This window comes from Gordonia sp. VNK1 (genome assembly GCF_040049135.1).
GTDB lineage: Bacteria > Actinomycetota > Actinomycetes > Mycobacteriales > Mycobacteriaceae > Gordonia > Gordonia oleivorans.
The window spans coordinates 164,332-177,057 of the sequence record NZ_JBDZDJ010000001.1; the positions used below are offsets into that span (position 1 = coordinate 164,332).

9 protein-coding genes are annotated in these 12,726 nt (G+C 62.8%); 7 read left to right on the plus strand and 2 right to left on the minus strand.

Annotation, left to right across the window (positions count from 1 at the left end):
• Positions 1-342: 342 nt before the first annotated feature.
• Entirely contained in the window at positions 343-1,680 is a 1,338-nt protein-coding gene (locus ABLE94_RS00695) for a hypothetical protein (protein WP_348807754.1), read from the minus strand.
• Between the two features lie 1,919 nt (positions 1,681-3,599).
• Between ABLE94_RS00695 and ABLE94_RS00700 the strand changes: the two genes are divergently transcribed.
• From ABLE94_RS00700 to ABLE94_RS00720, 5 genes are read left to right on the plus strand one after another with little or no spacing between them, the layout of a single operon-like run.
• Positions 3,600-5,135, plus strand: coding sequence for a sugar transferase (locus ABLE94_RS00700; RefSeq protein WP_348807755.1), 1,536 nt, complete (start codon positions 3,600-3,602; stop codon positions 5,133-5,135).
• 27 nt (positions 5,136-5,162) lie between these two features.
• Positions 5,163-6,218 (plus strand): glycosyltransferase, encoded by a 1,056-nt coding sequence (locus ABLE94_RS00705; RefSeq protein WP_348807756.1) that lies wholly within the window; start codon positions 5,163-5,165, stop codon positions 6,216-6,218.
• A gap of 1 nt (position 6,219) precedes the next feature.
• On the plus strand, positions 6,220-7,293 hold the full coding sequence (locus ABLE94_RS00710; protein ID WP_348807757.1) for a glycosyltransferase family 4 protein: 1,074 nt from the start codon (positions 6,220-6,222) through the stop codon (positions 7,291-7,293).
• A complete protein-coding gene (locus tag ABLE94_RS00715; protein ID WP_348807758.1) occupies positions 7,293-8,510 on the plus strand; it encodes a YveK family protein in 1,218 nt (405 codons plus the stop codon). Before ABLE94_RS00710 ends, ABLE94_RS00715 begins: the two co-directional genes overlap by 1 nt.
• The gene (locus ABLE94_RS00720) at positions 8,507-9,652 is read left to right on the plus strand and encodes a glycosyltransferase (RefSeq protein ID WP_348807759.1); all 1,146 of its coding nucleotides are present in this window, start codon (positions 8,507-8,509) and stop codon (positions 9,650-9,652) included. The genes ABLE94_RS00715 and ABLE94_RS00720 overlap by 4 nt, the downstream gene beginning before the upstream one ends.
• On the opposite strand, the gene ABLE94_RS00725 is transcribed toward ABLE94_RS00720, so the two are convergent.
• Complete coding sequence (locus ABLE94_RS00725) at positions 9,647-11,422, minus strand: condensation domain-containing protein (RefSeq protein WP_348807760.1); 1,776 nt, start codon at positions 11,420-11,422, stop codon at positions 9,647-9,649. The two genes, ABLE94_RS00720 and ABLE94_RS00725, sit on opposite strands and share 6 nt — an antisense overlap.
• Before the next feature lie 154 nt (positions 11,423-11,576).
• On the opposite strand from ABLE94_RS00725, the gene ABLE94_RS00730 reads away from it, so the two are divergent.
• Together ABLE94_RS00730 and ABLE94_RS00735 are read left to right on the plus strand one after the other, a co-directional pair.
• Positions 11,577-11,831 (plus strand): acyl carrier protein, encoded by a 255-nt coding sequence (locus ABLE94_RS00730; RefSeq protein WP_348807761.1) that lies wholly within the window; start codon positions 11,577-11,579, stop codon positions 11,829-11,831.
• Entirely contained in the window at positions 11,818-12,723 is a 906-nt protein-coding gene (locus tag ABLE94_RS00735) for an aminoacyl--tRNA ligase-related protein (RefSeq protein WP_348807762.1), read from the plus strand. Before ABLE94_RS00730 ends, ABLE94_RS00735 begins: the two co-directional genes overlap by 14 nt.
• Positions 12,724-12,726 lie beyond the last annotated feature (3 nt).

The window sequence follows — 12,726 nt, forward strand, 5'->3', positions numbered from 1 at the left end:
GGTCATTCCATTGCCTGCCGTTGAGTTGGCTGTGCACGCGCCGCGTCGCCTCCTGAACTCACTTCTCCAAGCGCGTGAGTTCGTGTGCAATGCGTGCGAGGGCAGCGGGATCGGTCCAGCGCGCCGCCGTCGAAGTCGGATCGGATTTGCTAAGCGATCCGATCGGCCCGACCCTGTACACGCGCGTTGCCGACGATTCGAGTCTTGCTCGGGCCGAGCTGGATTCAAGAGCGCGAACAAGTTACTGAGGCGCTGGCCGAACACCGCGCAGGCAGTATGCCCGCACGGTGCTCAGAGTGCATTCAAACCGACTGGGCCGTAGCCGCCGTCGAGGAATGCGGCTCATAGCTTGAAAAGCCCGCCCAGTGATCCGATAAAGGCGCTGCCCAGGTCGGTGGTGACCTTCACCGTCGCCGATCCGAGCTCGCTGAATGCCTCGCCCGGGTGCGCCTTGATGTAGTCCATCGTTTCGCCGGAGGAGTCGGGATCGATGTATGACGCCTGCTCCCCGACGTAGCCCAACGTGGTGACCACAGTTCCTGCTAGGAAGACGACACCGGCAGCGTAGCCACTTCCCGGAACCTTGGCGTACTTTGCGGCGCTCTCGGCTGCATATGACGATATTGCCGACCCCAGGTTCTGCACGCCTATGGCGGCGGCCGCAGTTGGATTCCCGTTGTAGATCGCCAAAAAAGCGGCGACCGCACTCGTGGCGTTGCTCAGGGTCTTCACACCGAAGAGTGAGGCGAAGTTACTCATCAAGTTGATCGCAGTCGCGTACGACTGCGACCGGAACGCGTCATTGAAGTACTTGATGATGGCGACCTCGGACAAGTAGTCCTTCACCGGCGACGTCACAATCACGGTGGGGTCGGGACCGATCTCCGCCAGGATGTCCTCGGATGCAGCTGTCGTTCCTGAGCCGGTGTAGTAGGCAAAGGTGACTGATTCGCCAGGCTCGAGATCCCCGACGTTGAAGACAATCCCGATCGCATCGTCGCCGGTCTTCGTGTATCCAGTGATCTGGTCGACCTCGGCGTACGAATAAGGATCGGTGTTCCGGAATCCTCCGACGTAGACCTCCGCGCGGGGATCGCTTGTGTAGTAGTAGATAACAGCGGGAGAACCGGTCAGGGCATCGTATGCGTCGCCGGGAAGGCTCGACGCCGTGACGAGGGAGTAACCGTCTTGTGCGTATTGCCCGAGAATCGTATTCACCGTGGTATTGCTACCACCTTCATACCGGGTGTTGTCGGGGTCGAACGACCGCATGTACTTGACGTCGGTCAGGGTTGTATCGCTGACGTTGGTGAGTGTGATCGTTGTCAGGTAACCCGTGTCATCCGGCTCGAAGGACGTGACTTGTGTGACCTGGAGCTGGCCGTCGACGGTCGCGGTATAGGTCCCGGACAGTGTGGTGTCGGTGGACGTGTCGGTCAGCGACGCGTCGTTCAGTACTGCGGAGTTGCCACTGTTCCCGTTGCTGCTGCTGAATGAACCAATGTGGTCGCCGTTGAAACCCACCGTCCAACGTTCCTCCGGCGTATCCGGGGTATAGAAGTCGATGGGGGCGTCGATACCGGTGTCAAAGCCGTCGAGGTCACTGATGAAGCCGATCTGCGAGCCATGGAAACCTGACGGTCCGGTGACGCCGGATACAAAGGAGCCGAGAGGGCTCACTCCCAACTCGATATAGTCCCCACCAAGAAAGACGTTGCCCCCCGACGACGAATGCCGTGACCGACTCGTTCCGGTCGCTGCCGCTGCCGACACGGTCACGCTTGAGGGGCTTGGGCTGATTGGCAGTGCCGGTGCCGTCAGTGTCTTGGAAGCCGTAGTCAGGAGTGGAATTGCCAAGGCACCGAGAATGCTTGGTGTGCTATCAATCCCATCGGTGGACGAGATCGTTGACACGTAGGACTCGGGTGCGAGCTCTGTGATCGTGCTGGCAGCGGAGTCCGGAACAGAGTCCGGACTGCCTTCGGGTGTCGACGGATCGCCCGCAGGGAGCGGGCTGCCGAAGCGTGCCGGAATAGGAAGCGCGACAGGCAGTTCAGTGGAGACCGGTGACGCATCGGATGCCTCCTCGCCCGTGGGAGTCGACGCCCGGTCAGATGTGGACGACACAACTGAGGATTGATCGATGTGCGGCTGATCCGCGCCGAGGGGTGGCGTCGTCCCGCCGACTGCTTCGGGCTCGGCGCCGCCCGTAAATGTTGGAATGATGGCTTCGTCGGGAGTGGTTGCTGAGGTGCCGCTGGGTTCTGTGTCAGGGTCCGATGAGTCCGCTGTCGAGGGGGCCGTTGTTGTAGGTCCCTGCGCGGGGATTTCGGCTTGATCGGCTGGGTCTTGCGAATCCGACTGTGATGGCGGCAAATTCTCCTGCGCTACAGCAGGACTGGACGGCTCCTTGTCGACCACCTCCTCGGCGTGGGCGGATCCAGCACCAAGTAGTACTGCTGTACCAATACCCAGCGAAAGCACGCCGGCGCCCAGGAGAGTTCGCGGCTCGATAAGACTCAGGCGAGGGGACCGATGTCGTGCCGTAACCGGCGGCACGACGGGAGGCATGTTCATTCCAGATGGAGAAGTGTTCATAGTCGTTGTCCCCGTGCTCTCTTCGATGTGGCGAGAAGTGTCGGATTGAGACCAGAGAAACATAACGGTGTGCGCGTTTGCGGGCACGGACAGCGGCCATTTTGGTCTGTTCGGGCGACAGGAAGGTGTCGCCCATTTGGGACCGCGCCAATGTGGTTGAGCGTTGGTGTTCTGATGCCGCGGTCACCCGGTCGGGGGATAGTGCGCGGGACGCGATGCGGCGTACTGTACTGTTCCCGCGAAAGTGCGGGTGAATCCGGCATGGCGCGTACCCTGTGAGGATCTCGAGATCCTGAAAGTCAAGCCAAGAAGCTGCGTCCGCTCTTCAACCATCGGTGCCCTCGCATTGGTTGCGCTCGTGGCCATGTCGGGATGTTCGTCGTCTGATTCGGTCGAATCTGAACCCACAGCTGGCGCGGCAGGTATCAGGGAGCCCACCCGTCGGGGCGTTCCTCCGACCGGATGAATTCAGCCGGATGGACTCAGTGACCTTCGCCATTGCCTGAGGCCTCAGTGTTGCTCCGGGCGAGGCCCACGGTATGTCACCTGCATCTCAAGCATCTTCGAGGAGTTCGGCGCCTCTCCGTGTATCGATCGATACGCGGAGCGTCAGCACCTTAGCAGAACCACCCAGCGTCGGGAGCCCTAAGGAGTCATTAAACTGATTGCTGCACAGCACTATTCGATCTGTTCGGTGATACTTTCTGAGTGCTTTGCTGCGAGTGCGAGCCTGTAGGCGAGTGCCCTCGCGGGTGAGGTCCCGGCTCCCTGAAGCCCGGGTCGGCGGGGTGCGGACATCGTTCACCCCTGTCTGCCGCACCACCGGGGTGTCTGGGACAGTCGGTGAACGTCCCGGAAATCGCCCGAATCCGGCAGATGCTTGATCGTGCAACAAGACTTTCGAGTAGAGGCATCTCCAGTTCCGTGGTTCGATTAGGAATCACTTCACAGAGTCGTGGAGTAAGCGGTCGGGGAAATAACTTACTTATCAGAGGTACGTCATGGCCGATGCCTTGAGCATGACTAACAATGATTCACCTGAAACCGTCATCGACATGTCGCGCAGCACCAGCCATCTCTTGGTGGCTTCGAGTGTCAACAAGCACGCGAGGCGCCGGGCCGAACGAAAGTATCGACGTCTGCTGGTTCTGTCTGACGTGTTGGCGGTTTCGGTGGGAGTCTTTGCGGCACAGTTCATCAGGTTCCAGATTTTCCACGTCGCAGATCCGACGCCGGTGCTGTATTTTGCAAGCGTTTTCTCGGTGGGCCTCATCGTCATCTGGTTGCTGATACTGGCCCTGCACGGGGCGTGGCGACCTGATCTGTGCGGCAAGGGACCCGGCGAGTTTCGGCGCATCACGAACGCGTCATTCGTGACATTTGCGACGGTGGCTGTCTTCGGCCTTCTGGCGCAACAGCAGATCGCCCGAGGGTATCTGGGAATCGCATTGCCGCTGGGGTTTTCGCTCCTACTGGTCGGTCGACTCGCTCTGCGGCGGTGGCTGGCGGCCAGGCGTCGCCGAGGCGCGCACTGTCGGGACGTGGTCGTCATCGGCGACGAGGTCTCGGCGAAGAGTCTGTGCGCCAGCCTCTCTCGTGATCCATCCAGTGGTTACCGGGTGATCGGCGTTTGTTTACCGGCGATTCACCGAACCTCTGATTCCGTGACCACCGAACTGGGTCGCATCCCGGTTCTGGGGGATGAGAACACAGTTGAGGCGGCGGTAAGTCTCTCGGGCGCCGATACGGTGGCCGTCTCTGCCATGGAGGTGCTCGGTCACCGAGGCGTCAAGAGGCTGGCCTGGTCGCTGGAGAAACTTGATGTCGACATGATCGTCGTGCCGGCAGTGACCGATATTGCGGTGCCACTGCTGCGGATCGAACCGGTCGATCACCTACCCCTGGTCCATGTCGGCCGGCCCATCCGGAGCCCGCGTACCCGCTTCGCCAAGCGAGTCTTCGATCTGACCTTCTGTGCTGTCGCCCTCGTGCTGCTCGCCCCCGTCATGGTGTGCGTTGCGGTGGCGATCAAGCTCGACAGTCGAGGGCCGGTCCTGTTCCGGCAGGTTCGTGTCGGGCGCGGCGGCACCGAGTTCCGAATCGCGAAGTTCCGCACCATGACCCATGGCGCTGACAAACACCTGGAATCAGCCAGAACAGCGGCCGGACAGAATGATCAGGTCTTCTACAAGTCTGCCGCCGATGCCCGGATCACACGGATTGGACGCGTGCTGCGCAGAACGTCTCTGGACGAGCTCCCGCAGTTCTTCAACGTGTTGGGCGGCACGATGAGCATCGTCGGACCCCGCCCGCTGGTTCCCGGCGAGGGCGGCTCCGTGGAACACTTCCTCGAACGGCGCGGTTTGATGAAGCCTGGAATAACCGGACTGTGGCAGGTCTCCGGGCGTTCGGATCTCGACGACGACGACCGAATTCGGTTTGATCACCTCTACGTCGACAACTGGTCGCTCACCGGTGACATCTTCATCGTGTGGCGTACGGTCCGCGCGGTGTTGGCCAAGGAAGGGGCCTACTGAGTGGGCCACGCGGACGACACATCTCTGATGATCGGTATCAACACCCGATACACGACGCAGCTACTGACGGGCGTGCAACGCTTTGCCTCGGCGGTCGAGGCAGAACTGTCTGCCACGCCTGGGGTGACCGTGTGTGCGCTGTCGCTTCCGGAGAACGGAATGGCCGCCCGCGCCGACGAACTGATCTCACTGTCTCGTCGGGCATCGGCCGCCGGCTGCGACGCGACACTGTCGATGTGCAACTGGTCCCCGATCCTGCACACGTCCTCGTCCGTGGTAGTCATCCACGACGTGCTCGAACAGCAGTACCCCGAGTACTACTCGACCCAGTATCGCCTGTTGCGCCGCGGGTACCTCGCCGCTCTCCGCCGAAGCCGCACGCACGTTGTCACCGTCTCGGAACGATCGTGTACTGCCCTGGAATCGTGGCTGGACCGTCCGGTGGACGTCGTACCGGCGGGCGTGACGTTGCCGACCGACGAGCGTATCGCCGAACTGCGTTGGGGCGCAGCGCCAGTCGCGAACAGATCGCCGTATCTCCTGTTCGTCGGTGCTCATGATGCGCGGAAGAACCTGACGTTCCTGGAGGGCCTGGTGCCGTGGCTGCGGCGCAATGGAGTCACGCTGGTGGTGACAATGCGCGTCGGCTCACCCATCTTGACCGGTGCGCTTCCGGACTGGGTATCGGAGGCCGCTGATGTGGTCGAGGTGATCTGCGACCCCGATGACGACGCACTGGCCGCGTTGTACGCCAACGCGTCCGCCGTGGTGCAACCAAGTCGCGCCGAAGGGTTCGGCCTCCCCATCCTGGAAGCCGCGGCCCACGCAACACCGTTCGTCAGCAGTGCGGTGGGCATCGCTGAACAACTCGCCGTCGCCGACAAGCAGGTCGCGACGCTGGACATCGACGCCTGGTGTGAGAGCCTCGACTGGCTTCTGGCACAGGACCGTGATGCCCTCGCCGTCGCCCATCGGCAACAAGCGTCGCAGTACTCGTGGGCAGACACCGCCCGGGCATTGGCGGAGATCTGTGCCCTGGCGGCCGGACGATACCTCCCGACGCCGGACGCGGAGGCCGCCTGATATGCGAATCCTTCACCTGCTGAACGAACTTCGCGACATCGGCAACGGAATCGTCAACGTCGGCGTCGACCTCGCCGTCGAACAGGCACGCGCCGGCCACCAGGTCGCCATCGCCTCGACGGGAGGCGAGTACGTCCCATTGGTCGAAGCTCACGGCGTCCGCCACATCGACATCGACTTCGCCAAACGACCGCGCACCCTCACCGCCGCACACGCCGCACTTCGCACCGAACTCGCGGAGCACCCCGTCGACATCATCCACTCCCACATGCTGGCACCGGCCGCGCTGGCGTATGTGATGACCCGACGCGGCCGCACGCCTCGTCCCGGACTGGTGACCACCGTCCACAACGAATACCAGCGTGGGGCAATCCTTATGGCGTTGGCCGACCGCACCGTCAGCGTCAGCAACGCCGTCGACGATGCCTTCCGCCGCCGACACGTGCCGGCACGACGCCGCCGTGTCGTCGAGAACGGAGTCATCGGTACGGCGAGGCGTCGTCGGCCCACCGACGTACCGGCCGCCGACATACCCGCCCTGTCGATCGTCTCCGTCGCCCATGTCAGCCACCGCAAGGGCGCCGACGTGCTGATCGACGCATTCGACAAAGTCCACGCCGAATTCCCGGATGCACACCTGTATTTCGTCGGCAATGCCGATTGGACCGAGGTGGTGACGGACGCGCAGACCGGGCCGCTGGCCCCCCACATTCACTTCGTCGGACTGCAGCGCGAACCATCGGCCTATCTCAAGGCTGCGGCAGTTGTGACCCTACCTTCTCGCCATGACCCCTTTCCTCTGGTCATGCTCGAAGCGCGCGAGGTGGGAGCGCCGATCGTCGCCTCACACGTGGACGGTATCCCGGAGGGCTTGGACGGTGGAGCCGCCGGAATCCTCGTACCCGTAGGAGACTGCGACCTGCTGGCGAGCGAGATATGCGCCATTCTCCGCTCCGACTCCCACCGGGCCGACCTGGCGAGACGTTCCGCGGCCAACATCGGACGATTCACGGTGGGGCGGATGGCCGATGACTACCTCCAGATCTATCAAGAGCTCGTCGAAGGGATCAACTGATGGCCGACTCTGAGGTGACGGGTATCCCGCCGGCGCTCGACCTGGGCCGCCACCTGCGCAAGGTTGCGCGGATGGCGATACCTGCTGCGGTGATTGCGGCCATTGCGTTCGGTATCACGGCGTGGGTCCTGGCGTCGGCGCCCGCCGAGTACAAGGCAACTCTCACCGCCCAGATCGATGCGCAGACACCGGCCGTGGCCTCCGAGGCGTACATCTATCAGATGACCGCACCCTACATGGCCCTCACCGCATCCGACGCCGTGCAACAGGGGGTCGCCGATCGCGTCGGAAATGGCTGGACCCCAGCGGACGTGCCGTCACATGTGACGGTGGAACTGGCAAAATCGCCTCTACTCCTCACGGTTTCGGCAACCGCAGATTCGCCCGAGACCGCACTGAACGCAGCCACCGCGATGGTGTCCGAACTCGACACCAAGGCGCGGGTACAACGTGTCAAGGAGATCGCGTTGACCCTGGCGGCACCGCAAGCCGAGGTGAAACGTCTGACCAGCCAACTCAACTCCCTGCCGAACGCCTCACCTGAGCGCGAGATCGTGCAAGACCAACTGACCGCAGCCACCAACCAGGTGAATCAGATCCGTGCCGGTGGTATCAACGGCCTGTCCGTACTGTCGACGCCGGCCGCATCGGAGATTCCGAGGGCCGGGGCGAGCATCTGGGTGATCGCCTTGTTCGTGGCTGTGATCGTGTGGATCCTCGCGGTTGAGGCACTCGTGTGGGGTCGTAGCCGATGGGGCCGGACGGTGAACCAGGCATGGGCGGAACGGATATCGCAGCGCGAGCGCATGACCCTCGAGCGATGCCGCAATGTGTGGCCAGATCTGCCGATCGCAGCAGCATCCGCAGTGGGTGCCGCGATCAACGACGGCCGCTCGGTGGTCGCGGTACTGTCGCCCGCAACGGACCCGGTGCCGATGAATCGTCCGATCACGCAGATCTCGACCCGTGACGCGGAGTGGGAGTATCAGCTGAGTCCCGCAGCGGTGGTGTTGTTCGTTGTCGCCGAGGGCGAAACCGGCAGACCGCAGATCGCCGATATCGCGCACGCAGTGTCGACCATCGGGTCCACCACTTTCATGATCTTGCAGCCCAAGGGCTCTGGGCTGCGGAACTCCGTTGCCGACGCAACACAGTCAGAGGACGTCCCCGAGGAGTGGCCAGGGGCGCCCGCGTTGACAGCGGAGAACCGCCTGTGAGCGGTGTGATCGTCGCCGAGTGGGTGGAAAAGATCGGCGGCTCGGAGAACGTCGTCGACGCGTTCCTGGAGGCGTTCCCGGGCACCGACGTGTACTGCACGTGGAACAACGCGCCGGAACGGTTCCCGCCGACGACCACCGTGACCGAAGGGCCCCTGGCGCGGAATCGGTTGCTGCGCGGACGAAAGGGGCTGAGTGGACCGCTTCTGCCATGGGTGTGGCGGCGGGCCGAACTACCCGACGTCGACTGGGTGCTGGTTTCCTCACATATGTTTGCCCACCATGTCAAGACACCCACTCCGGACACCCCGAAGCTCACCTATGTCCACAGTCCGGCTCGCTATATCTGGGTTCCGGACCTTGATCCGCGCGCCAAGGTGGTTGCGCCGATCATTCCGCCCCTGCGGCGTATCGACAAATGCCGGGCCGCGGAATCGTCTGATATGGCGTGTAATTCGCGATTTGTCGCTGCCCGGATCGCCGATGCGTGGGAGCGTGAGGCACGGGTGATCTACCCTCCGGTCGACGTGCACAAGGCATCCCGGTATGTCGACGACGCGTCGCTCACCAACGATGAGTTACGTGAACTTTCACTACTGCCCGCGGATTTCGTTCTCGGAGCTTCCCGGCTCGTTCGCTACAAGGCGCTCGACGACGTCATCACGGTGGGGGCGGCGTCCGGTGTGCCGGTGGTGATCGCCGGTGACGGCCCCGATCGCGAACGCCTCGAAACTGTTGCCGCACAGTCCGGGGTGCCGGTGACCTTCCTCGGATCGGTCTCCGACCCGATGCTGTATGCGCTGTACCGGAGAACGCTGTGCTACGTCTTCCCGCCGATCGAGGACTTCGGGCTGATGCCGGTGGAGGCGATGGCGACGGGTGCTCCGGTGATCACCAATCGGATCGGCGGGGCGGCGGAGAGCGTGGTCGCAGGAGTGACGGGTGCACACATCGGATTTGATGATCCGGCGGAGATGCGCTCGGCGGTCGATGCTGTCACCGGGCTGGCCCGCGAGGACAGTTGCCGTCGCGCAGAACAATTCGGCCGTCCGCGGTTTCTCGACGAGATCCGGGGCTGGGTCGATGACATCACTGCCGGCGATGCCCTCGCCGGTGACCCCGGAGTTGCCACGAGCTCATGAGGTGGGGGCGACGTCGATGCCCACACCCCGGGCCACCTGAAATCGCAGGGCTTTGACCACGGCCGCCGGGTCGGCGTCGTCGCGGATGGTGATCCGGATGCCGGTGGACTCGGGTGCGCTGGTGGCCGAGAGAACGTGGGGATCGCGGCCTACGATCGATACCTGCTCATGCAGATTGACCGGACTGCCCTTGACCAGAACCTGATCTGCCACGCGACCGTTGAACCGCCAGCCGCTCTCGTCTCCGACGACGAGCAAGTCGGTGGTGGTCGCCTCCCCGCCAGGTGAGACGACGTGTACGCGGCCACACCGTCCGGGCGCAACCGTGCGACCGTGGCCGTCGACTATCGTCAACGTCGATCCGGCGGCCGCCCCGGACATCCCAAGTGCCGTAGCAGCAGTGAGTATTTCTCCAAAGAATGGCACGTTCTCGGATGCGACGGGTGTCACCGTCATATCGGTGAACATCGTCACATAAGGCATGTCCTCGTCGAGAAAGAACGGCAGCTGGGAGATCGGGGTGTCGTGTGGGGCGGCCACAAATCGCTGAATCCATGCAGCCAGGCGTACACTGTGCAGTTCCGCCTCGGCCGCGGTGTACAGGTCGGAGTTGAAGTTCAGTTCTATCCGTCCGTCCGTCGATCCAGCCGTCGGCGTGATCACCGCCGTGATGTCGTCGACGGGTCCCCACGACAAGACTTCGATGGCGCAGTCGATCTCGCCGAGCGGGGACGCCAAAGGGAACGGGATGACATTGACTGTCGGCCCATAGAATCGGCTGGCGCGCCAGGAACCGGCTGCCGCGGACATGATCTGGTCGGTACGGATAGTGGTATGTGCGTTGGTGATTCGGAGCTGGTCGCGGACCGTGGTGCACGTATCGAACACTGTGTCCTCCGGACGGACCGGTACTCGGATGGGTAGATTCGACATCATCGTGACCGGCACGGACCGCTCGAGTCGATTAGCGCGGTTGGCGCGAGGTGACCCCAACACTGCCTCGTCGGCATCCAGATAACGGGTCATGTACGCCGCGATCGCGGCAGTACACCGATGAATCCAGTTCCCGCGATCCACCTTCCGAAGCCCGGTGATGTCGCGGATCATCCGTCTCGGCCGAGGTGAGGGTGCCGCCGTCATCGTCGTCAGAGACATCTCGGGGGGTAGGTCGGCGGTGTAGGTCGTCCAAAACTCGATGTCGGCATCGGTCGGCGGTCGAACCGCGGCGATCAACGCACGGTGATCGCCAAAGGGTGTATCGGACTCCGGGGCACCCGTGTCCCGAATCTCGCGGTACAGATTCAGGATTCGGGTGAACAACAGCGATGTCGCGTAGCCGTCCACCACCATGTGCTGAACTGCTGTGTAGTAGCCGACAAGGTTCGGCGACATGATCAGGATGCGATGCCGGCCCACGGGCCCGTCGAACAGTGGGAGGCCTGCTGCGGCTGTGGAGTCCAGCCACTCCGCGAGGTCGGCAGCCGGGTCGTCCCCGGCCGAGAAGTCCAGGGTGGCCAGTTCGTCGACCGGGTTGATGGTGTCGAGGAGGTGCATGATCTCGCCGGACTCATCGCGACGCAGTGAGCTTTCGAATATCGGCGATTCCGAAAGGGTGAGCAGGACGGCCTTGCGTAGCGCGTCTGGATGGCCGGGACCGTGAATCCAGGCGATCGCGGTCACCAGGAAAGCCGGGTTGTTCGGATGACGTTTCTGGAATTCGAAGAATGCTTGCTGAGCCGGAATCACCGGGAGCGCATCATGGTGAGTCACAGTACGATCATAGGGTGGCCGGGAATGGTCGGCGACCGAAGAAAGTCAACATCTCGCAAGGTGCTGAACGATCGTTACCGATCAATGAGGCGAGATGATGACGCGGTGAGTGTCCGGCCGAGAACCAGGAAGATGGGACGCGGGGGGAAGATTGATGAACGACAACAGCAGACGTGAGCGCATCCGGCGGATGATCACCGATTTCGCGGGGATTGCGGTGCCGGTGGACACAGTTGCCGATGATCACAGTCTCTTTGATGCGGGCATGACTTCCAAAGGAAGTGTGTCGCTCATGACGGCGCTGGAGGTGGAGTTCGACATGGAATTTCCCGACGACATGATCATCCCGGAAACATTCGTCTCGATCGACAGTATCGACCGCGCACTGGAGACCTGTGGCGCTGGATAGGCGTCCGCGGAATCCGGCCGAGTTCCGCGCCGCGCTGATCGACGCGAGCATTCTCATTCCGACGACCCAACCCGGCGTCTACGGCTTCGGTGAAATCTTCGAGTCGGTCTTGTCCGCCATCACCGAGCAACTGGATCATGCGGCCCGCAACCACAGCGTGAAATACGAGCGCCTGACCTTTCCCCCGGTCCTGCCCGACATCGAGTACCGTCGATCAGACTATCTGTCGTCCTTTCCGCAGCTGGCGGGACTGATCAGCGCCATGGATTCCGATGAGAAGTCGGTGACCCGCGCACTGGTCAGCGATACCGGCAGCGCCGAGATCGCCGCCGATCACTTCGGATACGCCGATCTCGCCCTGCTCCCGGCAGCGTGTCACCCGATCTATGCCATGCTCGCCGACTCCACACTGGGCGGTTCACGTCGCCTGGAGGTCACAGGGCGATGCTTCCGTCACGAGCCGTCACCAGATCCGATGCGGCTACAGGCGTTTCGGATGCGTGAGTACGTGGTTGTGGGCACGTCGGAATCCGTTGCGACGCACGCAGATCTGTGGCGTAGCGCGATGCCGGACATATTCGACACGTTGGGTCTACCGGTTGAAGTGGAGCCGGCCAACGACCCGTTCTTCGGCCGTACCGGCAAACTCCTCGCGGCGCAGCAACGTGAACTCGACCAGAAGGTGGAGTTGGTGTGTGCGCTTTACGCCGACGACAGCCCGCGGGCGATCGCGTCGGTCAACCGACCCGGTGAGCACTTCGGTGAGCTGTTCTCCATTGGCACACCTGAGGGAGTCGCGAACACCGGGTGCGTCGCCTTCGGGTTGGAACGAATCGTGTTGGCGATGCTCGCCATTTACGGATTCGACCGCACCGGGATACACCTGACCTGAGGG

What these genes read in the sequence shown, in the direction of transcription:
- ABLE94_RS00700 (WP_348807755.1), top strand. Translation starts at nt 3,600, where the DNA reads ATGGCCGATGCCTTGAGCATGACTAACAATGATTCACCTGAAACCGTC.
- ABLE94_RS00705 (WP_348807756.1), top strand. Translation starts at nt 5,163, where the DNA reads ATGATCGGTATCAACACCCGATACACGACGCAGCTACTGACGGGCGTG.
- ABLE94_RS00710 (WP_348807757.1), top strand. Translation starts at nt 6,220, where the DNA reads ATGCGAATCCTTCACCTGCTGAACGAACTTCGCGACATCGGCAACGGA.
- ABLE94_RS00715 (WP_348807758.1), top strand. Translation starts at nt 7,293, where the DNA reads ATGGCCGACTCTGAGGTGACGGGTATCCCGCCGGCGCTCGACCTGGGC.
- ABLE94_RS00730 (WP_348807761.1), top strand. Translation starts at nt 11,577, where the DNA reads ATGAACGACAACAGCAGACGTGAGCGCATCCGGCGGATGATCACCGAT.